The sequence below is a fragment of the Clostridium sp. 10cd* genome, assembly GCF_044336395.1.
In the GTDB taxonomy this organism is placed as follows: Bacteria; Bacillota_I; Bacilli_A; order Erysipelotrichales; family Erysipelotrichaceae; genus Clostridium_AQ; species Clostridium_AQ innocuum.
On the sequence record NZ_CP172347.1, the window covers coordinates 637,716 to 664,440 of the forward strand.

At 45.1% G+C, this 26,725-nt stretch carries 23 protein-coding genes; 18 read left to right on the forward strand and 5 right to left on the reverse strand.

Features of this window, described 5'->3' with window-relative positions; translation table 11 throughout:
• Nucleotides 1-118 precede the first annotated feature (118 nt).
• The 10 genes from ACG3M1_RS03285 (at nucleotide 119) to ACG3M1_RS03330 (ending at nucleotide 10,660) form a co-directional block, all read left to right on the forward strand.
• Complete coding sequence (locus ACG3M1_RS03285; protein WP_008818468.1) at nucleotides 119-1,255, forward strand: glucose-1-phosphate adenylyltransferase; 1,137 nt, start codon at nucleotides 119-121, stop codon at nucleotides 1,253-1,255.
• A gap of 1 nt (nucleotide 1,256) precedes the next feature.
• The gene (glgD, locus tag ACG3M1_RS03290) at nucleotides 1,257-2,372 is read left to right on the forward strand and encodes a glucose-1-phosphate adenylyltransferase subunit GlgD (protein WP_008818469.1); all 1,116 of its coding nucleotides are present in this window, start codon (nucleotides 1,257-1,259) and stop codon (nucleotides 2,370-2,372) included.
• Nucleotides 2,372-3,811, forward strand: a complete 1,440-nt coding sequence (glgA, locus tag ACG3M1_RS03295; protein WP_009269828.1) for a glycogen synthase GlgA — start codon at nucleotides 2,372-2,374, stop codon at nucleotides 3,809-3,811. The genes glgD and glgA overlap by 1 nt, the downstream gene beginning before the upstream one ends.
• A 372-nt stretch (nucleotides 3,812-4,183) precedes the next feature.
• Nucleotides 4,184-4,687, forward strand: a complete 504-nt coding sequence (locus tag ACG3M1_RS03300; RefSeq protein WP_008818471.1) for a PTS sugar transporter subunit IIB — start codon at nucleotides 4,184-4,186, stop codon at nucleotides 4,685-4,687.
• Nucleotides 4,688-4,743: 56 nt separating this feature from the next.
• Complete coding sequence (locus ACG3M1_RS03305) at nucleotides 4,744-7,476, forward strand: sigma 54-interacting transcriptional regulator (RefSeq protein WP_009588705.1); 2,733 nt, start codon at nucleotides 4,744-4,746, stop codon at nucleotides 7,474-7,476.
• Between the two features lie 74 nt (nucleotides 7,477-7,550).
• Nucleotides 7,551-8,018 (forward strand): PTS galactosamine transporter subunit IIB, encoded by a 468-nt coding sequence (gene agaB / locus ACG3M1_RS03310; protein WP_008818473.1) that lies wholly within the window; start codon nucleotides 7,551-7,553, stop codon nucleotides 8,016-8,018.
• 28 nt (nucleotides 8,019-8,046) lie between these two features.
• The gene (agaC, locus tag ACG3M1_RS03315) at nucleotides 8,047-8,850 is read left to right on the forward strand and encodes a PTS galactosamine transporter subunit IIC (RefSeq protein WP_002607254.1); all 804 of its coding nucleotides are present in this window, start codon (nucleotides 8,047-8,049) and stop codon (nucleotides 8,848-8,850) included.
• On the forward strand, nucleotides 8,837-9,634 hold the full coding sequence (gene agaD / locus ACG3M1_RS03320; protein WP_002607255.1) for a PTS galactosamine transporter subunit IID: 798 nt from the start codon (nucleotides 8,837-8,839) through the stop codon (nucleotides 9,632-9,634). Before agaC ends, agaD begins: the two co-directional genes overlap by 14 nt.
• Before the next feature lie 67 nt (nucleotides 9,635-9,701).
• Complete coding sequence (locus tag ACG3M1_RS03325; RefSeq protein ID WP_008818474.1) at nucleotides 9,702-10,406, forward strand: 6-phosphogluconolactonase; 705 nt, start codon at nucleotides 9,702-9,704, stop codon at nucleotides 10,404-10,406.
• Complete coding sequence (locus ACG3M1_RS03330) at nucleotides 10,403-10,660, forward strand: type II toxin-antitoxin system prevent-host-death family antitoxin (RefSeq protein WP_040014057.1); 258 nt, start codon at nucleotides 10,403-10,405, stop codon at nucleotides 10,658-10,660. The genes ACG3M1_RS03325 and ACG3M1_RS03330 overlap by 4 nt, the downstream gene beginning before the upstream one ends.
• A gap of 198 nt (nucleotides 10,661-10,858) precedes the next feature.
• On the opposite strand, the gene ACG3M1_RS03335 is transcribed toward ACG3M1_RS03330, so the two are convergent.
• Entirely contained in the window at nucleotides 10,859-13,282 is a 2,424-nt protein-coding gene (locus tag ACG3M1_RS03335; RefSeq protein WP_100933835.1) for a PRD domain-containing protein, read from the reverse strand.
• 338 nt (nucleotides 13,283-13,620) lie between these two features.
• On the opposite strand from ACG3M1_RS03335, the gene ACG3M1_RS03340 reads away from it, so the two are divergent.
• The 8 genes from ACG3M1_RS03340 (at nucleotide 13,621) to ACG3M1_RS03375 (ending at nucleotide 20,153) form a co-directional block, all read left to right on the forward strand.
• Nucleotides 13,621-14,040 carry a PTS sugar transporter subunit IIA gene (locus ACG3M1_RS03340; RefSeq protein ID WP_002607260.1) on the forward strand — a complete coding sequence of 140 codons (420 nt, stop codon included), beginning with the start codon at nucleotides 13,621-13,623 and terminating at the stop codon, nucleotides 14,038-14,040.
• 25 nt (nucleotides 14,041-14,065) lie between these two features.
• Nucleotides 14,066-14,833, forward strand: a complete 768-nt coding sequence (locus tag ACG3M1_RS03345) for a PTS mannose/fructose/sorbose/N-acetylgalactosamine transporter subunit IIC (protein WP_002607261.1) — start codon at nucleotides 14,066-14,068, stop codon at nucleotides 14,831-14,833.
• On the forward strand, nucleotides 14,830-15,657 hold the full coding sequence (locus ACG3M1_RS03350) for a PTS system mannose/fructose/sorbose family transporter subunit IID (RefSeq protein WP_008818477.1): 828 nt from the start codon (nucleotides 14,830-14,832) through the stop codon (nucleotides 15,655-15,657). The genes ACG3M1_RS03345 and ACG3M1_RS03350 overlap by 4 nt, the downstream gene beginning before the upstream one ends.
• 13 nt (nucleotides 15,658-15,670) lie before the next feature.
• Nucleotides 15,671-16,600, forward strand: a complete 930-nt coding sequence (locus ACG3M1_RS03355) for a phosphoglycerate dehydrogenase (RefSeq protein ID WP_054344397.1) — start codon at nucleotides 15,671-15,673, stop codon at nucleotides 16,598-16,600.
• 15 nt (nucleotides 16,601-16,615) lie between these two features.
• Nucleotides 16,616-17,089 carry a PTS system mannose/fructose/N-acetylgalactosamine-transporter subunit IIB gene (locus ACG3M1_RS03360; protein ID WP_008818479.1) on the forward strand — a complete coding sequence of 158 codons (474 nt, stop codon included), beginning with the start codon at nucleotides 16,616-16,618 and terminating at the stop codon, nucleotides 17,087-17,089.
• Nucleotides 17,090-17,150: 61 nt separating this feature from the next.
• Nucleotides 17,151-17,798 (forward strand): bifunctional 4-hydroxy-2-oxoglutarate aldolase/2-dehydro-3-deoxy-phosphogluconate aldolase, encoded by a 648-nt coding sequence (locus ACG3M1_RS03365; RefSeq protein WP_008818480.1) that lies wholly within the window; start codon nucleotides 17,151-17,153, stop codon nucleotides 17,796-17,798.
• A 137-nt stretch (nucleotides 17,799-17,935) separates the two neighbouring features.
• Nucleotides 17,936-19,114, forward strand: coding sequence for a mannitol-1-phosphate 5-dehydrogenase (locus tag ACG3M1_RS03370; protein ID WP_008818481.1), 1,179 nt, complete (start codon nucleotides 17,936-17,938; stop codon nucleotides 19,112-19,114).
• Nucleotides 19,107-20,153 carry a mannitol-1-phosphate 5-dehydrogenase gene (locus ACG3M1_RS03375; RefSeq protein ID WP_008818482.1) on the forward strand — a complete coding sequence of 349 codons (1,047 nt, stop codon included), beginning with the start codon at nucleotides 19,107-19,109 and terminating at the stop codon, nucleotides 20,151-20,153. Before ACG3M1_RS03370 ends, ACG3M1_RS03375 begins: the two co-directional genes overlap by 8 nt.
• Nucleotides 20,154-21,448: 1,295 nt before the next feature.
• Here ACG3M1_RS03375 and ACG3M1_RS03380 read toward each other — a convergent pair.
• The 4 genes from ACG3M1_RS03380 to ACG3M1_RS03395 form a co-directional block, all read right to left on the reverse strand.
• Nucleotides 21,449-22,219, reverse strand: a complete 771-nt coding sequence (locus ACG3M1_RS03380) for an ABC transporter permease (RefSeq protein ID WP_008818484.1) — start codon at nucleotides 22,217-22,219, stop codon at nucleotides 21,449-21,451.
• Nucleotides 22,216-23,157, reverse strand: a complete 942-nt coding sequence (locus ACG3M1_RS03385) for an ATP-binding cassette domain-containing protein (RefSeq protein WP_008818485.1) — start codon at nucleotides 23,155-23,157, stop codon at nucleotides 22,216-22,218. The genes ACG3M1_RS03380 and ACG3M1_RS03385 overlap by 4 nt, the downstream gene beginning before the upstream one ends.
• Before the next feature lie 70 nt (nucleotides 23,158-23,227).
• Complete coding sequence (locus tag ACG3M1_RS03390) at nucleotides 23,228-23,875, reverse strand: TetR/AcrR family transcriptional regulator (RefSeq protein WP_008818486.1); 648 nt, start codon at nucleotides 23,873-23,875, stop codon at nucleotides 23,228-23,230.
• A gap of 268 nt (nucleotides 23,876-24,143) precedes the next feature.
• Nucleotides 24,144-26,528: a PRD domain-containing protein gene (locus ACG3M1_RS03395; protein WP_009269816.1), complete on the reverse strand. Its 2,385-nt coding sequence runs from the start codon at nucleotides 26,526-26,528 to the stop codon at nucleotides 24,144-24,146.
• Nucleotides 26,529-26,725: the final 197 nt, after the last annotated feature.

The window sequence follows — 26,725 nt, forward strand, 5'->3', positions numbered from 1 at the left end:
ATGCCCGAAAAGCTGAAAACGCATACATAAAGTTCATTTTTCTTACAAAAAGGGTGGAAATTTATGTTGAAAATCATTATACTTAATATATAGAAAAAATTCCTAAGGGGGGATTTACATGAGACAAAACAACATGCTGGCTATGATACTAGCCGGAGGCCGAGGAACACGACTGTATGCCTTGACCAAGAAGATTGCAAAACCTGCAGTGTATTACGGAGGGAAATATCGAATTATCGACTTCCCGCTGAGCAACTGTGCCAACTCCAACATCAACGTTGTCGGGGTACTGACACAGTATGAGAGTGTATTGCTGAATTCCTATGCAGCAGCTGGACAGCGCTGGGGACTGGATGCAAAAGACAGTGGTGTATACGTACTGCCGCCTCGTGAGAAAGACGGAGCAGCGTTTGACGTATACCGCGGGACTGCAGATGCAATCTCACAAAATATCGATTTCATCGACAGCCACAATCCGGAGTATGTTCTGATTCTGTCGGGAGATCATATTTACAAGATGGATTATTCCAAGATGCTTTCCCACCACAAGGCATGCGATGCCGATGCAACGATCGCCGTATTACCGGTACCGATGAAGGAAGCAAGCCGCTTCGGTATTATGAACACGGATGAAACAGACCGTATCGTGGAATTCGAGGAAAAGCCGGAGCATCCGAAGAGCAATCTGGCTTCCATGGGTATCTATATCTTTAACTGGAAGCAGCTGCGAAAAATGCTGGTCGCAGATATGGATGATCCTAACAGCAACCATGACTTCGGAAAGGATATCATTCCTGCCATGCTTGCGGAGAACAAGCGTCTGTATGCATGGAAATTCAAGGGTTACTGGAAGGATGTAGGAACCGTGGATTCCCTGTGGGAAGCAAACATGGACCTGCTGAGCAAAAACAACGAGCTGGATCTGAATGATCCAAACTGGAAAATCTATACAGAGGATGTAGCAACTGTTCCGCATTATATCGGACCGAATGGTAAGGTGGATAATGCATACATCAACCAGGGATGTGTCATCGATGGTGAAATCAACAACTCAGTCCTGTTCACGAACGTGGAGGTTTCAAAGAATGCGAAGGTCAACGATTCGGTACTGTTACCGGATGTGGAGGTCGGCGAGGGTGCCGTCATTCACCGTGCCATCGTCATGCAGGGTGTCAAGATTGATGCCGGTGCTGTCGTAGGTGATCCGAACAGTGAAGAAATCGAACTGATCAGCAAGAGAGTGAGGGGTGAGTAATATGTGCAATGCAATCGGTATTGTTAATTATGAAGGACCTAATGTACAGGTCAAAGGTATGCAGGATTATCGCCCGGTATCCGCCTTCTCATTCCTGGGAAGATATCGTCTGGTCGACTTTCCAATTTCTAATCTGAGTAATTCCGGTGTAAATCATATCAAGGTGTTTGTAAAAACAAATCCGAGATCTCTGTTGGAGCATCTGGGAACCGGACGTCATTACAACATTAACTCCAAGCGTGGAAAGCTGCACATCCTGCCGGCAAAAAGCATGGATGAAAATGATTTCTACAGCAATGATATCAATTCTTATATGTACAACATGCAGGCAATCGAGGATGCCAATTATCCTTACGTTGTTCTGACACCGAGTCACTTTGTTTTCCGTCAGGACTTCAGTGCGCTGCTGGATACGCATATCGAAAGCGGTGCGGATATCACCATGCTGTATCAGAATGTGGATAATGCAAAGGAATCCTTCGTAAACTGTGATGTTGTGAATCTGAACAAGCAGAAGGGTGTTCTGTCTCTGGAGAAGAATCGCGGAAACTCCAAATCCAGAACGATTTCTCTGGAAACCTATATCCTGAGCAAGGAGCTGTTTATGGATCTGGTTAAGAAAGCGGCGAATATCTCTTCTCTGTACTGGTTCCGCGATATCGTAAACGATGAGTGTGCGGAGCTGGATATCCGTGGTGTTGCACACCGTGGCTTTGTGGCATGTATCAATGACTTCAAGAGCTACTACAATGCCAATATGGATCTGCTGGACTATGATAAGGCGATGGATCTGTTCCATACAGACTGGCCGGTTTATACAAGAACCAACGATTCCTGTCCTACACAGTACTACGCAGGTGTCAGTGTGAAAAACAGTATGGTTTCCAACGGATGTCTGGTAGAGGGTGATATTGAAAACAGCGTCATCGGACGTGGGGCGATTATCAAGAAGGGGGCAGTTGTGAAAAACTGTGTGATCCTTCCGGGTGCCATGATCGGTGAAGATGTGCATATTGAAAATGTAGTAGTGGATAAGAAAGCAAGAATCGTCCGTAAAAAAGAACTGCTGGGCCTTGCCGACACTCCGCTGTACGTGAAAAGGAATGATAAAATTTAATGGCAAGAATATTGATGGTTGCTGCCGAGGGTCTTCCCTTTATTAAAAGCGGAGGACTGGCAGATGTAATCGGCTCCCTGCCGAATGAGCTGGCTAAAAAGGGTCATGAGGTGCGTGTTATCATGCCGCTGTACCTGAAAATTGCTCAGAAATTTCACCATGAATTTACGCTGGAGGCTCAGTTTTCCGTGAGTATTGCGTATCATGAGGTACCGGTAAATATCTGGTCAACCATGCGCAAGGATGTAAAATTCTATTTTGTTGAGCACAAGGGATACTTTGAGCGTGAAGAAATGTATGGACATATTGATGACGGGGAACGCTTTGCTTATTTCCAGAAGGCTGTCATTGAAATGTGCAATCAGCTGAACTACTTCCCGGAAATCATGCACTGTCATGACTGGCATACCGGGATGATTCCTGCTATGTGCAAGGAAGGTCACAGCTTTGATGAACGCTATCGCAATATCCGCTTTGTTTATACGATTCACAATCTGGCTTATCAGGGGAACTTCGGTGTGGAAATGCTGGACAGCTGTCTGGGACTGGATTATCGAATTTATGACAACGGAAATGTACGCTACGACGGTGGAATCAGTTTCATGAAGTCCGGTATTCTGTATGCGGACAAGGTGACAACAGTTTCCCCTACATATTCTCAGGAGATTCTGACGCCGCAGTACGGCGAGCATCTGGAAATGGTGCTGAATATCCGTAAATATGACCTGTGGGGAATCACAAACGGTATTGATATTGAATACTGGGATCCGAAGAATGATCCGGAAATTCCATATCACTACAACAAGGTGAATGTAAAGAAAGCCAAAGGCTTGAATAAGGAAGCACTGCAGAAGGAGCTCGGTCTGAATGTGGATCAGAATGTACTGCTGATCGGTGTTGTTTCCCGTCTTACCTGGCAGAAGGGCTTCTATCTGATGATGGAAAAGCTCTCTGAAATCTGTGCTATGCCGATTCAGCTTGCTGTGTTAGGAAGCGGAGAGGCAAGCATTGAGGAAAAGATGGCGCAGCTGGAAGCAGGAAACAAAGGGAAAATTGCATTCTACAAGGGATACAATGATTCTCTGGCACACCGCATTTATGGTGCATGTGATCTGTTCCTGATGCCATCCCTGTTTGAACCGTGTGGAATCTCACAGCTGATATCCATGCGCTACGGTACACTGCCGCTGGTACGTGAAACCGGAGGTCTGAAGGATACGGTAACACCGTATAACGAATTTGAAAAGACTGGTAACGGCTTCAGCTTCGCAAATTACAACTCTGATGAAATGCTTCAGGTGATGTACAATGCCATTGATGTCTATTACAATCGTAAGGAGGACTGGAAGATTCTTGTCCGTAATGCGATGAATACAGATGTCAGCTGGGCAAAGAGTGCGGAAACCTATTGTCAGCTGTACGGTCAGCTGCATTCATAAGGAAACAGAAAGGCATATTGTGTAAAACAGTATGTCTTTTTTTAGCTTGCGAGTGGTAGCGAACCTGTACAGCTTTTCGATATCAGGATAGAAAAATTTACATACTGTACAGTTCATGATTCAGATCACAGGGCATTCCGATATAGATATTATCATTCTGGAAGGTGAATTCCTCTTTCTGATATGGTAAAACGGTTATACTATGCGCATATTCGATTTTGTAAGCAGGGGGCATATTCCGAATCTGATGAAAAGGCAGTCTTTCGTAGCTGTTATGGATTTACAGCATGTACCTGTGCTTGTATTATAATTTTTTTTAGGATATCATTTCTTTGAAAAATGGGTTAAAATGAAAGAAATGAGGTGGTTCATATGAGAGCAAGAATTGAATTGACTAGAATTGACAACCGGCTTGTCCATGGACAGGTTGGTCTTACATGGGGAAGTACCTTAAATATTGACACAATTGTTGTTGTGGATAACCTGACTGCCGCCAGCAGCTTTGCACAGAAGCTGATGCAGAGTGTTGCCTCTGCCGCAAGCCGTCAGATCCGCTTTTATACAGTACATGACTTTATCCGTGCATACAATGACAACACAAGTCATCAAAAGCTGTTTGTTGTCGTACAGTCACCGCATGAGGCGCGTCTGCTGGTGGAAGCGGGAATTGAATTGAAGCGTGTCAATGTCGGCAATATGCATTATGAAAAGGGGAGAGTCGCATTTAACCGAAAGGTATATCTTACACAGCCGGATATTGAGGACATAAACTATATGATTTCACAGGGGACAGAGGTGTTCTATCAGGATGTTCCCGGATCGGCTGTTGAGAAATTCAGTGAGCTTGATTACGAGACAATGAAGCGGAGAAGGTAAATGGTCTTCGCTTTTGTATACATGCATGTTGAGAATGGAAAGGCAGGAACAACGCAATGAAGGAAATCGTATTTGAAGAATTGAAAAAACGCTGTGAGGAATATGCCATAGAGGAGCACACGCGATTTACAGCAGTCAGTATTGCTGATGCACTGCATATCAGTCGCAATACGGTATCCCAGTATTTGAATGAAAGGGTAAAGACAGGGGATGTAATCAAAATCAATTCCCGCCCGGTATACTTTTTTGTACGTGAGGCTGTGGAAAACAAATGGAGCGGTGTTGTGACCAAATGCACCTTTGATTCATTTGAACAGCTTGCGCAGGAGCTGGTGGGAGATGCACAGGATTTTGAACAGCTGATCGGCTGTAACAATTCTCTATCCAGTGTGGTGGAGCATTGCAAGGCGGCAGTATCCTATCCCGGAGGACTGCCGATTCTGATCAACGGACCGACCGGTACGGGGAAAAGCATGATTGCCTCCATGATGTATGAATATGCGGTGAATCAGAATATTATTGGAAAGAACAAGAAATTTGTGGCGGTAAACTGCTCGGAGTATGCAAATAATCCAGAGCTGCTGACAACCAATCTGTTCGGAAATGTAAAGGGAGCCTATACCGGAGCGGATGAGGATAACCCCGGGCTGATTTCACTGGCAGACGGCGGATTGCTGTTTCTGGATGAGGTGCACTGTTTGAAGGCGGAATGTCAGGAAAAGCTGTTTTTCTTTATGGACAAGGGTATGTATCACAAGGTCGGGGATAATGAAAACTGGTATTATTCCAAATGCCGACTGGTTTTCGCAACAACGGAGGACCCGCAGAATGTTCTGTTAAAGACCCTGCTGCGAAGAATTCCAATAACGATTACTGTTCCGGCATTGAAGGATCGTCCGCTGATTGAAAAGCGGGAGCTGATCTACACGATTTTCACAAAGGAGAGCAAACGCCTTGGTAAAGAAATCCTCATCAGCAATCTCGCCTATCAGAGTCTGATGGATTTTGAGTTTATCGGCAATGTCGGGGCATTGAAAAATGCCATCAAGGCAGCCTGTGCAAATTCCTTCCTCGTCCATCAGGGAGAGCCGAAGCTGAAAATACAGGTGGCTGATTTGCCGGATTATATCTTTCCATCCCTGACCTCCGTGCAGCTGAAATCCTCCACCCATGGCATGCAGGAGGCTATGATACCAATCGAGCGGCTCAAGGGCTCGCTGAATCAGGCGTCCCCGCTGCTGCATCTGTACAGTCAGCTGGTCACGCAGTATGAGGGATATCAAACCTCGACAAATGCCTTTCCTGCGTATATGGAAAAAACCGGAATTCTCATACAAAGCTATATTGATTATGTCATGTTTCATAACCGCTATCAGAAAAATACGAGTGAGGCATACCTGTTGAAGCTGCTGGATAAAATCTATTCCATTGTCATGAATAAATACTCCATCAACATACCGAATAATGAAATCAAAATCTATTCCCGCATTCTTGTTGAATATTCAAAATGTGCAACCGATGCCAATGTTTGGATCAGTGCGCATCAGAAAACGGTAAAAGCGCTGGTGGAGGAGGTTCAGGAGCGAATGCCGAGAATCTTCCATATAGCAGAGGAAATTGTGGAGAATGTGCGTCTGAATCTGGATTTGGAGCTTGATGAGCTGCTGCTGGTGATCATCGCCATCGCATTTGCGGGCTATCAGAATGAAGAGGTCAGCTCCTGTGTCGGTGTTATTCTATGCCATGGCTACTCCACCGCAAGCAGTATTGCGGATACAGCGAACCGTATGCTGGGGCAGTATGTGTTTGACGGTATCGACATGGAAATCAATATCACCATCGATAAGGTGGCGCAGCTGGCAGATGATTATCTGAAGCGCAAGGGAACCATACACGAACTGATTTTTCTGGTGGATATGGGTAGTCTGGAGGAAATCTATACAAGAATCAAGCCGATGTCCGATTATAATATTGCGCTGATCAACAATGTATCTACCGCTATGGCATTGGAGGTCGGCAACTACATCATGCAGGGAAAACGAGTGGAGGAAATTTTGCAGCTGGTGAAGGAGAACCATCAGCTTTCCACACACTATCTGAAAAGCAGAAAAAAGAAATCTGCCATCCTTTCCATCTGTGCCACCGGCTTTGGGGCAGCGAAAAAAATCAGTGAGCTGCTGGAGGGCTCCCTGCCACGCAAAATCGATCTGGAAATCATCCCTTATAATTATCAGCAGCTGGTGGAAAACGGGAACCGTGATTCCATCTTCAACCGGTATCAGGTGGAGCTGATTGTCGGAACGCTGGATCCCAAGGTGAGCGGCATTCCGTTTATGGCGATTGAAAGTGTTATGATGAACGATGAAATCGGCGTTCTGGAACAGCTGATGCAGCGGTATCTGGGAGCTGTCGATCTGGAGGCGTTCAATCAGAATATCACAAAGAATTTCACCCTGTCCAATATCGTGAATCATCTGACTATTCTGAACGGAGAAAAGATTATCGACGATGTGGAGGAAATTGTGGAAAATCTGGAGGAGGATCTGAACGAGGAGCTGGATGCCACCCGTAAGGTGGGTCTGTATGTACATATCAGCTGTCTGATCGAACGCCTGATCCTGAAACAGGGAATTGAGCATGTGGAGGGTATGGAAAAGGCAGTAGAAGGTAAAAAGGATCGTGTTGACAAGGTCAAGGATGCCTTTAGTGGCGTGGAAATGAGATATAGTGTCGAACTTCCGGCGCCGGAAGCACTTTATGTATTGAATTACTTCAAAAACCCTAAATAAATCAAGCGAAACGTGCCGCGACAGAAAGTTGGCACGTTTCTTGCTGATTATAAAAGTGAATGGAGGTGGAATATATGCCGAATATTCTATTAACAAGAATTGACAACCGTCTGGTACATGGACAAGTTGGGGTCACATGGACAAAGACGCTGGGAGCCAATCTGATTGTTGTGGCGGACGACACTGCTGCAGAGGACAGAATCCAGCAGTCACTGATGAGTGTCACAGCAAAATCATCCGGTGTGGGAATCCGTTTCTTTACGATTGAAAAAACGGCTGCCATCATTGGCAGGGCAGCACCGGAACAGAAAATCTTTATCGTATGCCGTACGCCGAAGGATGTCCGCCGTCTGGTGGAGGCCGGTGTTGCTCTGAAGGAGGTAAATGTGGGAAACATGCATTTCTCCGAAGGGAAACGCGCTATGACTAAGAAGGTCTATGTCGATGATGAAGACATGGATGATTTGAAGTATCTGGTATCAAAGGGCATCAATGTGTATGCACAGGATGTGCCGGGAGATCCGAAATCCGCTATTGAATAACAAAAACTGAAAAGGAGATGAAAGTAATATGGAGATTACACTTTTACAGGGAATCCTACTGACCATTATGACGATTATCGTCGGTCTTGATTTCTTCCTCGAAGCGTTCTTTATCTTCCGTCCGCTGATCGTTTCGACACTGACGGGACTGATTTTGGGTGATATTACCTTGGGGCTAAAGGTTGGTGCATTGATTGAGCTTGCATTCGCAGGGCTGACACCGGCCGGTGGTACGCAGCCGCCAAACCCTGTATTCGCAGGTCTGATGGGGACAGTACTGGCGTATACAACCGGCTGTGATCCAAAAGCTGCTCTGGGTCTTTGTCTGCCATTCTCTTTCCTGGGACAGTATGTCATTCTGTTCTATTATTCCGCTTTCTCATTCTTTATGGGAAAAGCCGACAAGTGTGCTGCAGAGGCTGATGTAAAGGGAATCCGCCGCATCAACTTCACAACCATGACCATTATCTCACTGACCTATGGAGCACTGGCATTCCTGTGTACCTATGTTGCACAGCAGCCGATGGCTGACTTTGTAAACGCACTGCCTGCCGTTATCACACACGGACTTGAGGTTGCCGGCGGTATTCTTCCGGCAGTCGGATTTGCTATGCTTCTGCGTGTTATGATGAAGGTAAAATACACACCTTACTTTATTGCAGGCTTCCTGATGGCATGCTTCTGTGAAATGCCGAACCTGCTGCCGGTAGCGCTGCTTGGTACCGTATTTGCACTGATTGACTTCTTCGGTGTGAAGCAGAGAAAAGACGAAATCGAAGAAGCTGTGAAAAACGCAGGGATAACTGGAGGTGACACGAATGTCGGCATCTAAAAAATTAACAAAACATGATATTACAATGCTTGGTATACGTTCTTCCTTCCTGCAGGCATCCTTCAACTATGAACGTATGCAGGCCTGTGGCTTTACATGGGCAATGCTGCCTGCTCTGGAAAAGGTATACGGAGATGACAAGGAAAAGCTGTCTGCCGCAATGACAGATAATCTGGAATTTATCAATACACATCCAAACCTAGTCGGCTTTCTGATGGGCTTGATGATGTCCTTGGAGGAAGGTGGAGGAACCCGTGATGCTATCAAGGGTCTGAAGCTGGCCCTGTTTGGACCGATTGCCGGTATCGGTGATGCAATCTTCTGGTTCACCATTCTGCCGATTGTCGCAGGTATCTCCTGTTCCTTTGCATCACAGGGATCCGTTCTGGGACCGATTATTTTCTTTGCGACCTATGTGGTTATCTGGATTCTGCGTATCGTCTGGACCCGTCTTGGCTACACCCTTGGAACACGTTCCATTGATATCATCACAGAGAACTCTGATATGATTGCCAATTCCGCAACAATTCTGGGTATCACGGTAATCGGTGCGCTGATTGCTTCCTATGTTACGATTAACCTGCTGCCTGTCATTAAGGTAGACGGTGGTATCGAGGTTGCGGTACAGGCTGAGTTCTTCGATCGAATCTTCCCGAACTTTTTGCCAATGTGTGTTACCCTGCTGCTGTTCTGGCTGCTGAAAAAGAAACAGGCGAATCCAATCGTTTTGATTGTATCCATTATCGTGCTTTCCATTCTGGGCGCATGGATCGGACTTGTTTAAAATATGATAAAATAAAGCTATCCACATAAGAATTTCGGATAGCTTTTTTCAAAAATAGGAGGTAATTATGAAACTGATACATACAGAGAATTATGAAGCAATGTCAAAAGAGGCTGCGGATTTGCTGCTGGATACACTGCGTAAGAAGCCGGATGCAGTTATCTGCCTTGCGACCGGAAGCTCTCCGGCGCGGATGTATGAGCTGGTATGTGAAGCGGTGAACAGGGAACGAATCGACCTGTCCGAAATCACATTCGTGAAGCTGGATGAATGGTATGGAGTAGAGCCGCAGGCAGCCTGTACGTGTACCACCTTTATCAGGGAGCATCTGCTGGATCAGCTGTATATGCAGCCAAAGGCGGTCGTTGAATTTGTGTCCGATGCGGCAGATATCAGGCAGGAGCTGGATAGGATGGATGTGTTTTTATCAGAGCATCCGATTGATGTCATGATTCTCGGACTGGGAATGAATGGACATCTCGGATTGAATGAGCCTGCGGATTTCCTTACACTGAACGCACATTATGCAGAGCTGGATGAGAAAACAAAAACACACGATATGGTAAAGGGCTATGAGCCTAAGGGAGGTTTGACGATAGGACTGCAGGGAATCTTTACATCAGGGCAGATTCTTATGCTGGTTTGCGGGGATCGAAAGGAAGCAGCCTATCAGGCATTTATGAGTCAGAGAATAGCAACCTCTACTCCGGCATCTCTATTATGGCTGCATCCGAACTGCGTTACGCTGGTGGATGATACCATACAGAAATAACTTTTTATATTGTTATTATTAAATTCTCTGAAATTGAAGAGATCGTAAATGGTGGGGAACCCGTTTACCTTACAAAGAACGGCTATGGTACAATGGTGGTTATGAGTCTGGAACGGTATGCAAGTCTTACAGATGTTGTAGAGACCAAGCTGGATGAGGCTGATCGTATTGCGGAAACAAGTGAGGAACGATATTCGCTCGAACGAGTGTTTGGCGATATCAGAAAAGCTGTTGATGGAAATGAAGACCTATAAGGGGATTCATTTGTATAGCCTTTCGAAAAGGAGGCAGCCTTATGTTCCTACATTTCATCACATCACATACGTCCTTAGGATAAAGCAGCAGTGAGGTGCAACCCCTACATCGTGCTTCTTCCCGCTGCTTTTAGGTTCACCTTTCGTTTGACCTTGTTTGCTTTCATGACGGAACGCTAGAAAGTAAGCGAACACATCCTACATATATGGCAGGAATATCTCCATAATCATCGCCATTTCGGAAGAAGGGATCGTCACGTTGAAAATTTCAGAGATAATTTCAAAATTTTTCTCCATGATATAATACATCTGATCATACTGATTGATGATGCCTCTGGCCTTTGGATAGGACAGGGGCTCTTTTCGTATGCATCGCTCGATCATAAATCCACTGTGGAATATGAACTTAATCAACAAATCATCCGTATAGGAAATATTCAAATCATGCAGAATATTGATCAATACATTAAACAGAGACTGACAGACCTTATGCGGATTCAGAAATACCAGTGACTCAGACAGTACCTTGTTTGTGATATCATTCAGCAGCTCCTGTGCATGTGTTTCCGTTTCGCTTACACTTGCCGCATCCCTTGTGTTTTCCTGTCGGAAATATTGGATGGAACTTAAGGTGGAACCGAGTGATTCCATCTTTTCCACAATCGCCATCAGTGTTTTTACCGATATATCACTTACAATGGTAAACGCAGCATCACTCAGTTTTTTCAGCATGGCTTCACTTGCTGTGACTGTACTGCTGTCTGTGGCAATCACAACACCCTTCCCGCGATTGATGGAATGCATCGTATCGGCAATCAGCCTGCAATTCTTTTCATGGGAGGTCTGTGAATGCAGACGAAGGTAGTGAATTTCAGTTTTGAAGGACAGGCTGTTCAAATAATCGGCATACTCCTTTGCTGTATCGTTATCCACACTGATAATCAGCAGCTGAATATAATTGCTGTCGATCCATTGTGAGGAAAGATACAGATAGGTGGCGATATAATCCGTTTCCTCGGCAGGAAGCTGCAGCTCCTGATGCGTGTGAATGTGTGAAACAATGCTTTGCGCACAGTCATAATCCTCCTGCTTGGCGATACGGTACTCTGCCCGGCGAAAGCCAAGCTCCTGATTACCACTGCGTATGCAGCTGATGGAATTGGATACATGCAGAAGTAAACCGTACAGCAGATTTTCATTCTTACAAATCGGATTGTTTTGCAGAATCGGATACAAAAGATCATAAACCTGCTTCAGCATTACGGAGCGAATCGTATTCAGGTGGATACCGATTGCTGCATTGATATCCTGTATACACAGATTGATCAGCTTATCATCAATGCTGTCCAGATAGCTGTCCTTTTTGCTGGTACCGTCATTGAGATCATACAGCAGCTCCAGCTCCTGATTCTGTTTCAGCGCTGAGAAAAACAGATACTCACCGGCAAACAGATTCAGAATGTTATCCAGTTCACTCATGCGTTCATTCACGTCATAAATATCCGTTAATACCTGTGTGGAAATATCATCATAATCAATACTGACAAACAGAGCCTCCTGCTCCAGATAGCTGCGAAAGGCGTGTGCACAGGCCTGCTTGATTTCCGCATGCAGATGAGGCAGGTTCCCAGAATAGTCCGACATAACAAAACAGCTCAGTGCGCCCTTTGATATCCGTATGGTTTTATTGATATGTGCAGCCTCCTGCTGGAAATACTGCATCGTCAGAACAAGCATTTCCTGAATGGATTTCTCCCGCAGACAGGGGATATGTATCTGCATAGGGAAGCAGCGGCGTATGTCCGGATTCAGTATCATGTTTTCCGTGTTGGAGATACCCACTATCAGGGAGCGAATCGGATATTCCTTGGAAGGAAGATGCAGCGGCGTATAGGATTGGCTGATCATACTGTTGTACAGACTGGTCAGGGCGGAAAAGGAAAGACGATCCATGTGATTCAGAATGAGCATACCGTTTCTGCTTGCTTCCAGCAGCCCCTTTTTCAAATGGCTGCCATCATAATAGCCATACAGCTTACTGAGTATTTCCTCCGGCTCCTGATCGGCATAATTCAGACAGTCAAAGACAACGATCCGTGATCCATGAGTAAAGATTTTCCTTTGCAGGCAGAATTCAAACATCGTTTTCGCAAAGTTAAGCTTTCCGACACAGGGATCCCCGTATAACAGAATATTCAACCCCTGCGGCGGATACAGCAAAGCGGATTTCGCCCGTTGAATCGGCTCAAACATACTGCTGGTATCGCGGTTTGCGAGATACTGACGGAAAACATCCGCCTGTGTCTGTTCGTTTTTTAGCTCATGCTCCTCCTTCAGGTAGCTTTGAATACTCTTCCCCTTTGGAATGACACTGGGGATATGTACATCCGGATGCTCATTTTCCAATGGTGTTCTGGCAAAAAACAGAGTCGGACGTCCCTGCGTCTTAATCAGTCTTCCCTCATGATGCAGCTGGTTTAAAAGTCTCGATACATTGGAGCGGTCCATTTGCAGATCAAGACTGATATTCAAAGCATCCCTTCCCAGACTTCCGCGCTGCTGCAGCTGCTTTGCTGTATGACGGATGAGATGCTGATACACCTCTTCTTTTTTCTTGTCCATATAGCCTAACCTCCTTTTTGACATTATAACAAAAATATCCGGTATTTGGTGTAAAATGGGCGAGTCGCTTACACACTGCTGTTCAGAATGTATTTTTAATTCATCATGATTGTGCAAAAACTTACGCACATATGTATGGATAGGAAGAAAAGCGGTTACTTTTTCTGTAAAAATAAAAAGAAACCGCTGATATATACATGAAATATCGCTTTACACAATTTGTTTACTGTGTAAAAAAAGCAACGATTTTGTGTGGCGAAAACAGCGTGATACAATACACTCGAAGTTGAGAACGACTGTCGAACAACCGGCAGCTGGTGAAATGAGGAGGTAGAAATATGGTTGCAGTGTTATTGGTGACACATGGCGATCTGGCACAGGCGCTGTTGTCAAGTGCGGCACTGATTATGGGAGAAGCAGCGCTGATTGAAAGTCATGGTTTATATCACGGAGACAGTGTTGATAATCTGAAGGACACGATTAAGGAGGCGATAATCAGATTGTCTGAGTGCTCACAGGGAGACGGTGTTCTGATTCTGACGGATTTATTCGGAGGTAGTCCGTCCAATGCGGCAGCAAGGGCGATGCACGAGCTGCAGGATAGCGTTCACTGTGAGTGTATCACCGGGGTGAATCTTCCGATTCTTCTGGAGGTGGCTACGAGCAAGACCTTTATGAAGCTGGAGGAGCTGAAGCAGCACGCATTAGAAGTTGGTGGGAACAGTATTCTGGATCTGAGAAATCAGTTTCAGTTATAAGCAGATTGCTGAAAGGAGATAAGTTATGCAGATTTCAATTATTCAGGCCATTCTGATTGGTACGCTTTACTATTTAACAAACAACGGGGTTCCCTGGCTGACCGGGCTGGGCAGTGTTTCCATACGCCAGCCGATCTGTGCGGGAACGATTGTCGGATTGATCCTTGGAAAGCCGGTGGAAGGCTGTATCATGGGGGCTACGATCAATACCCTGTATCTGGGCTTTGTAAATGCGGGAGGTACGCTGCCAACGGATCCCGGAATCGGCGGTGTTGTGGGGACAGCCCTTGCTCTGAGCGCCAATGCCACACCGCAGGTCGCTATGTCGATTGCGGTTCCGCTCGGAGTTATGGGAACGATGGTATGGACGCTTCGTCAAACTGTAAACATCTATTTTGTGCACCAGATGGACAAATATGCAGTTACCGGGGATATTAAAAAAATGGCATTCTGGCAGCTGGTACCGACGCAGCTGTTCGGATATGCAGTAACCATGATTCCATGTGCGCTGCTGGTTTACTTCGGTGCACCGGCTACGCAGGGACTGCTGGACATGCTGGCAGGAAAGCCGCTTCATATTCTGAGTGTGATCGGCGGGATTCTTCCTGCCATCGGTATTGCCATGATCATCCGTATGCTGAATACAAGAAACGGAATCCTGATTTTCTTTACACTCGGATTCTTCCTGGAAACATACTCCGGACTGAGTATGCTGGTGGTATCAATTTTTGCGGCAATCGCTGCTTACTTCTATGGTGAATTGAAATTCGGAAAGGCAGGGAATGAGGAATGAGTGAACAGGTGACGGAAAGAAAGCTGACAATAAAGGATCTGAATACATCCTATTTCATGTTTGAGGTGTTTGCACAGGCCTGCTGCAGCTATGAACGATTGCAGGCACCCGGATTTTTCTCCGGTATGAAGAATGTTATCGCGAAATTATACACAGACCCTGAGGAACGTGCAGAAGCATGTCAGCGTCATATGGAATTTTATAACTCGGAATTTGCGCTGGTAGGGCCGGTAATTCTTGGTCTTACGATTGCCATGGAGGAAGAAAAGGCCTGTGGTGCGGAGATCGACGGACTTGCGATCAGTGCGGTCAAGACTTCTCTGATGGGACCGCTTGCGGGAATCGGAGATACCCTGCGGCAGGGAACACTGATTCCGATCATCGGCTCCATCGCAATCTCCATCGGGCAGGAAGGAAATCTTCTGGGACCGATCTTCTATTTCTTTGTGACGCTGGCACTGAACTTCGGTATCAGCTATACGCTGTACCGCAAGGCATATGACAAGGGGCGCGATTTCGTCGGTGAATTCTTCAGCGGCGGGAAGATGGAGAAAATCATGACAATGGTAACCGCTATGGGCTCCATCACCATCGGTGCACTTGCCGCCACGACTGTAAAGCTGACTTCAACTGCAGAGATTGCTCTGGGTGACAACAAGCTGGCGGTACAGACCGATATTCTGGATAAGGTTGTAAACAATCTGCTTCCCTTTGGCATGGTCATGCTGACGTTTTATCTGATGAATAAAAAAGTTAGTGTAAACAAGGTTCTGCTCATTCTGTTTGCCATCGGAATCATCGGTGGACTGCTGGGAATCGTTTAGGCAGGTGCAGTATATGAAGGTTCTGATTACATCCAACAGCTTTGGAAAATTTGATGAGGCTCCGCGGAAGCGGATGCTGGATCTAGGCTGGGAGCTGCTTGATAACCGCTATCATCATATTATGAGCGAGGAAGAAATGATGAACGAGGTTCCCGGCGTGGATGCGATTATACTTGGCTCTGATATTGTCAGTAAACGGGTGCTGGATAAGGCTGACAAACTGAAAATTATATCCAGATACGGTGTGGGAATTGACAACATTGATACCGCGGAGGCTGAAAAAAGAGGCATTGCTGTCACGGTGACGAAAAACTGTAATACGGAGGCGGTGGCAGATTATACGATTGCCCTCATGCTGGCGACCCTGCGCCATGTATGCAATGTGCATTCCTCCTTGCAAAAGGGGATATGGAAAAAGGAAACCGGTATGGATTTATGCCATAAGACAGTCGGAGTATTCGGTCTGGGCGCAATCGGCCGTCAGGTTGTAAAACGTCTCAAGGGATTTGAATCTAAGATATTAGGGTACGATATATTCGCAGATGAAGAATACTGCGAAAAAGAGGGAATCTGTCTGCTTTCCCCACAGGAGATTTTCAAACAGGCGGACATCATTACACTGCATGTTCCCGGCAACGCGGATGGAACACATTTCATCACTCAGCAGGAGCTGGAGCTGATGAAGCCCGAGGCTGTCCTCATCAATACCGCAAGAGCTTCTCTCATCGATGAAACGGCCATGGTTCAGGCATTACGGCAAAAACGTATCTATGGGTACGGAACGGATGTCTTTGATGGGGAACCACATATGAATCCGGAATTTATCGGTTTGAACAATGTGGTATGCAGCCCGCATACAGCCGCCGTCAGTGTGGAGGCAGTCAATACCATGTCACATGCCGCCGTTGAGCATCTGATGGAGTATTTTGGAGTAACAAAATGATAGGAGAAACCTTATATGAAACATATCGTTTGGACAAGAATTGATGACCGTCTGATTCACGGTCAGGTCATGACACAATGGATTCAGTATACCGAGGCGAATGAGGTACTGATCATCGATGATGGCGTCGCAAAGGATTCCTTTCTGCAGATGGTTATGAAATCCAGTGTTCCCGGCAAAATCAGTTTAAAGGTGTTAAGTGTCAAGGATGCAATCGGATACTTGAATGAAGATGGAAAGCATGAGAAAATCATCATTCTTGTAAAGACACCGGTGGTGTTGGATGAGCTGAGCGATGCCGGTGTCCGTCTGAAGAGCATCAATGTCGGAGGAATCGGCGCGAAGGCCGGAAGAAAGCCGATGTTCAAAAACATATCTGTCAGTGAAGAGGAAAAGGAAGCCTTCCGCAATCTGTTAAACAAGGGAATCAACGTGTTCCTGCGTGTCATTGTTACAGAACCGGAAGAGGATATCGCAAAATATTTATAGAAAGGAAACGGTATACCGATGCGTATCAGAAGCAGTCAGGTCGTATACCGGAGGTAACAGGATGAATGAAATTGTAGAATTTATCGCAAAGCACAAGGTGGTCGTTATCTGCCGCGGCTTGTATGATAATGAGCTGATCAAAACAATCAGAGCGCTGTATGATGGCGGTATACGTGTAGTGGAGGTTACCTTTGATCAGGCAGACCCCGATGCGGTAGAGAAGACATGCGGTGCAATAAGGACAATCAAAGAGCATTTTCCACAGATGAAGGTGGGAAGCGGCACAGTAACCTGTGTAAAGCATGTGCTTGCCACAAAGAAGGCAGGGGGAGAATTCTGCCTGTCACCGGATGTGAATACGGAGGTGATTCGTGCAACGAAAGAAGCCGGTCTGATTTCTATACCCGGAGCAATGACCTCAACAGAAATTTTGCAGGCACACAATGCCGGAGCGGATATCGTGAAAATATTCCCTGCAGGATGGCTGGGACTGTCCTATCTGAAGGATATCAAAGGGCCGATCAATCATGTGAAATTCCTTGCGGCAGCCGGTGTAAATGAGGAGAACTTCAAGGAGTATCTGAACGCCGGATACTGTGCAGCAGGCATCAGCGGCCGCTTTATCGATCGAAAGGTTATCGCTGAAGGAAATTTCGAGGAGCTGACACGTCGGGCAAGGATATTTACCGATATCGCAAACGCGTGTTAATTCAACCCCCGCCGCACAACTGCTATTGGCGGGGGTTCTTTTAGAATCATACCAACAATCTACGACTGTTCTCTATGCAGGAAGTGAGGGAATCAGCGTATGCAGGAAAGCAGAAAATTATACGAGGAGGATAACAGATGAAGGCTATTGTATTTGGTGCGGGGAAAATCGCCCGTGGATTTATCGGGCAGCTGCTGTATCTCAGTAAGGCGGATATCACGTTTGTGGATATCGATCAACAGCTGGTGGATCGTTTGAATAAGGATCAGAAATACCATGTGTATATTCTGGGAGATTCTTCATTGGATAGTGATGTTACAGGCTTTCAGGCGGTACAGCTGGAGGATGAAAAACGCATTGGTGCTGCCCTTGTGGAAGCGGATATCGCCTTTGTTTCCGTAGGTGGTGCAAACCTGAAGTCACTGGGTGAGAAAATCGGAAGAATATATAAGGAAAACGGCATACCGAAAAAGCCGTTTAACTTCGTGACGTGCGAGAACTGGAGACATGCGGGAGCGTTTCTGTATGAAGGGATTACGGCAGAGATGGAGGAACAGGAGAAAACGATGTTTGATCAGTTTGTCGGTGTGAACGAGGCAGTTATCATGCGCTCTGCGACCCAGCCCAGTGATGAACTTGCAATGCAGGATGCAACAGGTGTATGGGTACAGAATTACTGGTATCTTCCCATCAGTGCCGAGCATTTCAAGGGGGAGCTTCCACCGATTCAGGATGCGGAGCTGATGCAGAACTTCGGTGATTTTTTAACCCAGAAAATGTATACCAATAATACAAGCAACGCTGTCATCGCCTATCATGGCTATCTGGCAGGCTATGAGCTGCTGGCAGAGGCCGCAAACAGCCCGGAGGTTTCCGCCTTGCTGGATGAGGTATATGAGGAAATCAACCAAACACTGGTGGCGGAGCTGCATGTCGATCCGCAGCAGCAGAAGGCCTTTGCGGAAAAGGCAAGAGCAAAATATACAGACTGGACGATTGTCGACCGTGTCATACGGCATGGAAAGGATCCGCTTCGCAAGCTGGGAGCACAGGATCGGCTGATTGCACCGGCAAGAATGGCATTGAACCATGGGGTTTATCCCCGAGTGATAATTGAAACCATCGCAAAGGCGCTGTTCTTTGATGAGGAAAGTGATGCGTCCGCAAGGAAGCTGAAAGCGATGCGAAGAGAGCACGGGATACCCTATGTATTACAGACCGTATGTGAACTGAACGAGCAGGAGCCACTGTACCGGGAGGTGCTGAAGGCTGTGGATAGGATATGTAAGGAAGGGCTGGTCAAGGGACATGAGTAAAAATGTAATCATCGGTGCCGGATTAAGCGGGCGGGGCTATTTAAACCGTCTGCTGTATCTGTCAAAGGAAGAAACCGTTTTTTTGGATCGTGATGAGAACCTGATCCGGCAGCTGCGCAAGGAGCCTTCGTATACGATTCGCTTTGGAAGTGAGCGGGAGCCTCTGAAGGTGGATAATTATACAGCCTATACGATAACGGATGAGCGTGCGATAACAAACATCGCACAGGCAGAACGTATCTTCATCAGTGTCGGTGCCGATCACGTTGCGGAATTGCTGCCCTTTTTGCAGGCGGCATTGCAGGAGCGGGATAGGCGTTCTTTGGATATCCTTGTTGCAGAAAATGGAATACAGCCATCCTCACCCCTTGCTGTATTGCGCAGTGATTCCCGAATACACTTGAGTGAAGCTGTCATATTCTGTACAACGCTTGGACAGCGTGATTCACTGGATATCTTCAGTGAAAATCTGGACCATCTTCCCTACGACAGCGTAGCATTGGGACATGAGCTTCCCTTATACGGCTTCGTACAGGAAACACATTTTTCCGATTTGCTGGAGCGCAAAATCTATACGTATAACTGTATCAGTGCATGCATAGCCTATCTGGGGTATGAAAAGGGGTATACGGATTATGCCGAAGCCGCGAATGATATTGAAATAACTGAGAAAATCAAACGGATAGCGGAAGTAATCAATCGCTGTATCACTACTGTGTATAATGTTTCCATGCAGGAGCAGACCGCGTTTTCTGAAATGGCGATTCGAAAGTTTCAAAATCGAAATATCAAAGATACCGTAGCGCGCAATGTTCGGGATGTTGAAAGAAAGCTGAAGCCTGAGGAAAGAATCCGCAAGCCGTTGTCTTTGATGCAGGAGCAGGGGGAATACAGCAGAGAGCTGCTGGAGGTTCTGGCAGCGGCACTTCGATATGGCATGAAAACAAAAGAGCTTTCGCAGGATTGGGATAAGCTGGTGGATTTCTACACACAGGGAATGTGCGAGGAGTGGAAGCAGGTTTTGCATCGCTGTAAATGATCGGGCTGTAAGGCATCTGCTATACGTATGAAGGCTGCTGGTTCGCTAAAGCGCAAGGTGTAAAAGGGAATCGTGTATTCCTGCTTCTTGCCCGCATTGAAAGACAAGCATAAAAAAAAACAAAAAGAAGAAACAAATTCCTTTTCACAGGAGCTTTCTTTCTTCTTTTTTTCAGTCAATTCAATTATCTATTTCCGGTTTAAAGCCTTTTCATGACGATCCCTGTTATCATACCGTGATTGCTTTGCGATTCAAGCAGTGCAAAACTGTTGTCTTCCTGAGAGAGAACAGGAATGTCTGTAGTAAGGAACGGGATTTCCACGATTGCCGTGTTTGTTTCGGCTGGATAGACAGAACATCTCATTTATTGCTTAGCTTTGCAGAAATATCCCGCAGCTCCAATGCGATATAAACCAGCAGTAGAAATTTCATGATATCTATGATCATACCTAACATATCCACACAACCTCCTATTCATAAACGGGGGAACAGTATACTCTGCAGGACACTGTTTCCTTTGTTTCTTTCCAGTTAAACTTTACTATAAATAGCCTGTGGTGTAAAGCTGAATCAGTAATGAATTGAAAGGATCAGATTTTACAGGTCTTAGATACCGCAGGAGGGAAGCTTTTTAAGGGATGCATACGGATATAGCTGCTCTCATCCTGCTTCAGTGCCTGTCGGGAAAATTTTTGAACTGCTAAAGCAAACAAATTCCTTCCTCAGTTTTGCATGAGACAGCTGTTAGTGATTGCTTTTCTTTTTAAATGCTCTTACGGATAAAATATAGAATAACAGAAGCAGCACCGTACACCACAAAATTGCAGAAAGCAGTGTACAGGTCTTTAATTGTAGTAAGGAACGGGATTGCCACAGTTGCCGTGTTTGTTTCGGCTGGATAGGCAGAACGTCTCATTTATTGCTTAGCTTTGCAGAAATATCCCGCAGCTCCAATGCGATATAAACCAGCAGTAGAAATTTCATGATATCTATGATCATACCTAACATATCCACACAACCTCCTATTCACAAACGGGGGAACAGTATACTCTGCAGGACACTGTTTCCTTTGTTTCTTCCAGTTAAACTTTACTATAAATAGCCTGTGGTGTAAAGCTGAATCAGTAATGAATTGAAAGGATCAGATTTTACAGGTCTTAGATACCGCAGGAGGGAAGCTTTTAAGGGATGCATACGGAATATAGCTGCTCTCATCCTGCTTCAGTGCTTGTCGAAAAAATTTTTGAACTGCTAAAGCAAACAAATTCCTTCCTCAGTTTTGCATGAGACAGCTGTTAGTGATTGCTTTTCTTTTTAAATGCTCTTACGGATAAAATATAGAATAACAGAAGCAGCACCGTACACCACAAAATTGCAGAAAGCAGTGTACAGGTCTTTAATGACTCATTCAGAAGCAGGGCACGCAGTGAATCAATGACAGGGGTAATCGGCTGGTATTCGGCAAAAATCTGCAATGCTTTCGGCATGGTGTCGATTGGTACGAAGCCGGAGCTGATGCAGGGCAGAGCGATCGCCAGAATTGAGAATGAGCCTGCCCCCTCCGGACTGTTCGCAATCATTCCGAAATATACGGATATCCAGGATAAGGTGAGAATGTACAAAGAAATAATCAGCAATGCGGCACACCAACCAAGTAAATCCGCTTCCGGTCGAAAGCCAATCAGGAATGCCACTAGGAGAATCAGCAGGGCAGTTACCATATTTCTGATAAAGGCTTCCCGTACATGTCCGTTTAAAATGGAAGAGCGTTTAACAGGCATGGTGCAGAAGCGCTCCATGATTCCGCTTTTTATATCCGAACAAACGGCAATCGCCGTGGTAGCGGCACACTGTCCGAGGCATTGCAGAATGATTCCTGGAACAATGAAATTCACATAGCTTGTTTCACCCGTCTGCATGGCGCCGCCAATTACATAAGCAAACAGCAGCATGGTGAGTATCGGAGCGATGATGCTCGTTAAAATTGTATCAGGATTTCGTTTGGATAGAAGCAGACATCTTCCACTCATCGTCAAAACATCCTTTAGTGTCTGTATGGTTTTCATTGTATATCCTCTCTTTCATGAACCAGTGTTAGGAAAACATCCTCCAGATTCGGCAGCTTTTGATAAAATTTCAGGATTTTGATATTACCGGAAGAAAAAATATGAAACAGCTCGGATAATGCTTCGGCACTGCCGTCCGTATATATAATCAGCTTATGCTCTGTCATCACCGGCTTCGTCGAATAGCCCCCTGTACATGACATGGCAGCCTCCAGCATACTGCTGTCGGGAAATTCAAATTCGACGATTCCCTGTGGCAGCAGCTTTTTTAATTCCGCAGGAGTACCTTCCGTAAGAATCCTTCCCTGATCCAGAATGGCGATATGATCTGCCAGCTGCTCCGCTTCCTCCAGATACTGCGTGGTAAGAAAAATAGTGATCCCCATTGAATTCAGCTGCTTTATGATGCTCCACATACTGTGACGGCTCTGTGGATCCAGACCTGTGGTCGGCTCATCAAGAAAAATAATCTGCGGATTACCGGCAAGGCTCATAGCGATGTCCAGCTTTCTGCGCATACCGCCAGAATAGGTGCTCACCATACGGTTAGCGGCTTCTGTAAGGGAGAAATATGCAAGCAGCTCTCCTGCCTTTTTCTTTGGCGTCTTCAGATGATTCAGCTTTCCGATCATCACGAGATTTTCATAACCGCTCAGCTTTTCATCCACACTGGCAAACTGCCCGGTAAGACTGATCAGCTTTCGAACGGCTTCTCCCTCGGCAGTGACAGAATGACCGCATACGGAAACTTCACCGCTATCAAAGGCCGCAAGTGTTGTCAGTATCTTAATCGTCGTTGTCTTTCCGGCACCATTGGAACCAAGCAGACAATAGATAGAGCCTTTTTCTATTTCCATATTCATATCCTTTAATACCTCTGTATGACCATAGCGTTTGGTTAACCTGTGTACAGAAACAGCGAGATCTTGTGTGTTCATATTTATATTCTCCTTTTTATATACATTCAGAATGTATGTATTGTGGTAAAATAAAATTGCATATGCAATCTTATTTTGTTGGAATGCTTTGGACAATCGTCTGGGCATGCTGAAGAATTTCATCATCAATGAGGTAGATTCCCATACTGTCCAGCATGTGTTTGGTGAGCAGCAGGCGTTCCAGCAGATCTTCCTGCGTACAGGGGACAATGGAAGGAATGAACCACACACTGGTTATCATTACAAATAAGCTGGCCAGTGCCTTGGGATATTTGATATCCGGAATGGAGCCGTCCTGAATGCCTTCCAGAAACAGCTCTTCGAAAAAAGGTGTAACGATTCGCAAATTGCTTTCCATGTAATCCGCAAGAATCTTCGGATTCTTCAGCAGCGGCACAGACATCTGGTTCAAATCAAGCTGATCCTGATTCTGTGCCTGCATCTTGATAATCTTTTTCAGCTTTTCAAGACCGCTTAGCCCCTTTTCCTTACGAACTTCCTCAAATGGATTATGCTCCAGAAACATACGGTCACTCAGCGCATCCAGCACTTCCTCCTTGGATTTGAAATGGTGGTAGAAAGCACCGCGGGTAAGTCCTCCCAGCTCTCCAACAATATCCAAAATGGTTGTTTCTTCATATCCTTTTTCCAGAAACAGCTTCATGGATACATCCAGTATTTTCTGAACCGTCTCCTCCGGATACTTATTGCGCGGCATTGTATCACTCCTTAATACATACATTGTGTATCTATAATTTAACATACACTGTGTATGTTGTCAATGCATATTCTGTTTTCATTTCTGTGAACAAGAGGGCTGAATACAAAGGATTACCTGTAAAACCGTTTTCTATTGTATGGAAAATTTCAAATACGTTATCAGGAAATCCCTTTTTGATTCTAAGCGATTGAGATCAGATACATGCTTAGAAAAACCGGTCGGCAGACCGGTTCATTTTCAATGTTTGAATGTCAGAGGGATCGCATTATTTTCGCTCTGTTTGAACATTGATCTCCATCTGATAATTGAGTATAACATCACACAAAACGGCGATTTCCTCCTGTGAAATGGAAAGTGTCATAAAATCCCGGATTTTCAACAAATTCGTTTTCATGATGTGAAACAGCTCGGTATGCTCCATCATAAAGCTTTCCAAAAGATTATAGCGGATTTTCTGCTTCTTCACACAGCGGTCCAGCATACAGGTGCCGTGAAACAGGAACTGTATAATGATGTTATTGGAAAGCGGCAAATTGCATTCCGTGCAAATATTGAGAAGTACGCGGTACAGGGCTTCATTGGACTTTGCTATATTGATGGTAGGGAAGGTTGCCTGAAAGCGCTGAAAGATATCGCTGCTTTGACGCTCATTTTTAGAGGTCAGACTCTTATCATTCAAAAATGCCTTTATTTTTTTCTTTCGGTTCACTACATCACTGAGCAGAGCCAACAGATGCATGGTCTTCTGTGAAACCACTTCACTGGTTTCATATAATAGTGGAAGAGAAACCGGATACAGGGAGAAGGAGGGAATGTTTAACGTGGAGATGATGGACTTATCCAATGTCGTAAGCGGCGGCTTGTCACCAACGATAAGTACGCCTTTTCCTATATCAATATATTTGATCAGTTTATATATCTTATCCGTAAACTCATGAAAGTCATGCGTCTGATAATAGAGATTATAATCAAAGGAGAAGAAACAGCGGCTTCCCAGAATCTGATTCAGATGCTGAGCATAATTTTCCGCAAGACGCTCCCCGTGACAGACAATCAGTGTCATGATGGTATTCTGACTGATGGATTTTAATGCATAGTAGATAAAATTGCGGATATAGCTTTTATATACCTTCAGAAGACTGATGTTGAACTTGTTTTCCACTGTGCTGATCACATTGTCACTCAGCTCCTGGGAATATGCTGTTTCCTTATAATCCAGATGCTCCAGCTGAAACTGGTAGGCGAAGGTATTATCCAGCATATGCTGAATCTGGATATACAGCTTGCTTAAAATCTGGCGGTCATTTTTCAATTTTGTTTTCGTAAACAATGGTGTCAGAGCCTGATAGACCTTGGACTGCATCTCTATGGATGAGGAATCCAGAAGCTTTGTCCGCGTCATCAGGACATCCTCTTTCGCCTTTTCTATGATGTTTTTCAGCTGTGCAGTTATAACAATGCTTGCATTGAGCTGTGTCTGTAATAGATTTTCCAGTGTTTCACACGGCTGATCCGGGTAGATATCTATGATTTCCGGAAGGAGCTGTGTAACGGTTATTCGGATATGATCCTCCAAAGAATTATCTGCACTCTTGTTTTGAATGACATTCTTGGATATGTTCTCATGTGTGATGACGATTGGTTCATGATTGGTAATCACACTGGAATACAGATTATTGGATAGGGAATAGACAATCTCATTGCGAAGCTGAAAGAGATTGTAGGTATAATCTGCGCTGAGAAAGGAGGCAATCGCATTTCCGGTCACCTTGATGCGGCAGTTCAGATTCACTGCCTCCTCCTGCAGGAAGGTCAGCACAAGCTCAATCATTTCTTTTGTTGTGCGCTCTTTTACATTGGGATACTTCGCTGTGTAAGGTGTCAGCTGTGAGAAATATGCAAAGTTTTCAACACTCTTATCAATCAGAAAAATCATGATAGGTAACGGCTTGTTTTCGTTGCTGCAAAGATTGTTGAGATCGTTCCAGAACCGGTAAATCTCGCTTTCCTGAAACGGTGTGTAGATTTCCATGATGACCATGGAGATATTACGATCAAGAAACTGCTGCCGCAGAGTGGAAAAGCTTTCATTTATGGAACGATAATCAAAGGTGAAGCTTCTGCTCTTTTTGGAAATACGTTTATTCTGTACGGCCAGATCGAAGAGCTTTTTACAAAAATATTTCTTGCCTGAGCCTTTTTCTCCCTGTAATGCAATCAGTAACGGCTTGTTCTGATAATAAAATATGGCAGGGGTGATTTTACTGATAACCGGTGTCAGTGATTCCTCATAACCGTTTCCAATAATATTCATACCTTTTTTATAAAAACTGGCATCACTTGCATCATATACGAATAAATTTTTCAGGTTTTCTTTTCCGGGGATGATTTGGGGAATATTATTGAAATGATATTCGCCGACAATAACATCCTTGGATAAATAGAGAGTGGGTCTTCCTTCCACCTTGATGAGCTGTAGATCGTTAAACAGCTGATTTAAAATTCTGGATACGTTGGACCGGTCCAGCTTCAGATCCAATGCGATATCAAAGGCATTGCATCGTTCAAAGCTGAAGGATTTGTCCGCAAGACTTTCACTGGTGTATTCTCTGACCAGATTCATAATCAGATCCCGTCTGGTTTTCGCCATACTATCACTCCCTGTTACTTTTTCGTGTTAAATCAATGGGTGAAATAACACACAAGCTAGGAAAATATTAACATAATCCATATAAAAAGTACATACTTCCTATGATTTTGCATGAAATGTAAATGATTTCATTACTTTGTGGAGGTTTTTCTCCGTTAGCTGTCTTATTATGATGACACACTGTTGCTTTTTGTGTC

What these genes read in the sequence shown, in the direction of transcription:
- ACG3M1_RS03285 (WP_008818468.1), top strand. Translation starts at nt 119, where the DNA reads ATGAGACAAAACAACATGCTGGCTATGATACTAGCCGGAGGCCGAGGA.
- glgD (WP_008818469.1), top strand. Translation starts at nt 1,257, where the DNA reads ATGTGCAATGCAATCGGTATTGTTAATTATGAAGGACCTAATGTACAG.
- glgA (WP_009269828.1), top strand. Translation starts at nt 2,372, where the DNA reads ATGGCAAGAATATTGATGGTTGCTGCCGAGGGTCTTCCCTTTATTAAA.
- ACG3M1_RS03300 (WP_008818471.1), top strand. Translation starts at nt 4,184, where the DNA reads ATGAGAGCAAGAATTGAATTGACTAGAATTGACAACCGGCTTGTCCAT.
- ACG3M1_RS03305 (WP_009588705.1), top strand. Translation starts at nt 4,744, where the DNA reads ATGAAGGAAATCGTATTTGAAGAATTGAAAAAACGCTGTGAGGAATAT.
- agaB (WP_008818473.1), top strand. Translation starts at nt 7,551, where the DNA reads ATGCCGAATATTCTATTAACAAGAATTGACAACCGTCTGGTACATGGA.
- agaC (WP_002607254.1), top strand. Translation starts at nt 8,047, where the DNA reads ATGGAGATTACACTTTTACAGGGAATCCTACTGACCATTATGACGATT.
- agaD (WP_002607255.1), top strand. Translation starts at nt 8,837, where the DNA reads ATGTCGGCATCTAAAAAATTAACAAAACATGATATTACAATGCTTGGT.
- ACG3M1_RS03325 (WP_008818474.1), top strand. Translation starts at nt 9,702, where the DNA reads ATGAAACTGATACATACAGAGAATTATGAAGCAATGTCAAAAGAGGCT.
- ACG3M1_RS03335 (WP_100933835.1), bottom strand. Translation starts at nt 13,282, where the DNA reads ATGGACAAGAAAAAAGAAGAGGTGTATCAGCATCTCATCCGTCATACA.
- ACG3M1_RS03340 (WP_002607260.1), top strand. Translation starts at nt 13,621, where the DNA reads ATGGTTGCAGTGTTATTGGTGACACATGGCGATCTGGCACAGGCGCTG.
- ACG3M1_RS03345 (WP_002607261.1), top strand. Translation starts at nt 14,066, where the DNA reads ATGCAGATTTCAATTATTCAGGCCATTCTGATTGGTACGCTTTACTAT.
- ACG3M1_RS03350 (WP_008818477.1), top strand. Translation starts at nt 14,830, where the DNA reads ATGAGTGAACAGGTGACGGAAAGAAAGCTGACAATAAAGGATCTGAAT.
- ACG3M1_RS03355 (WP_054344397.1), top strand. Translation starts at nt 15,671, where the DNA reads ATGAAGGTTCTGATTACATCCAACAGCTTTGGAAAATTTGATGAGGCT.
- ACG3M1_RS03360 (WP_008818479.1), top strand. Translation starts at nt 16,616, where the DNA reads ATGAAACATATCGTTTGGACAAGAATTGATGACCGTCTGATTCACGGT.
- ACG3M1_RS03365 (WP_008818480.1), top strand. Translation starts at nt 17,151, where the DNA reads ATGAATGAAATTGTAGAATTTATCGCAAAGCACAAGGTGGTCGTTATC.
- ACG3M1_RS03370 (WP_008818481.1), top strand. Translation starts at nt 17,936, where the DNA reads ATGAAGGCTATTGTATTTGGTGCGGGGAAAATCGCCCGTGGATTTATC.
- ACG3M1_RS03375 (WP_008818482.1), top strand. Translation starts at nt 19,107, where the DNA reads ATGAGTAAAAATGTAATCATCGGTGCCGGATTAAGCGGGCGGGGCTAT.
- ACG3M1_RS03380 (WP_008818484.1), bottom strand. Translation starts at nt 22,219, where the DNA reads ATGAAAACCATACAGACACTAAAGGATGTTTTGACGATGAGTGGAAGA.
- ACG3M1_RS03385 (WP_008818485.1), bottom strand. Translation starts at nt 23,157, where the DNA reads ATGAACACACAAGATCTCGCTGTTTCTGTACACAGGTTAACCAAACGC.
- ACG3M1_RS03390 (WP_008818486.1), bottom strand. Translation starts at nt 23,875, where the DNA reads ATGCCGCGCAATAAGTATCCGGAGGAGACGGTTCAGAAAATACTGGAT.
- ACG3M1_RS03395 (WP_009269816.1), bottom strand. Translation starts at nt 26,528, where the DNA reads ATGGCGAAAACCAGACGGGATCTGATTATGAATCTGGTCAGAGAATAC.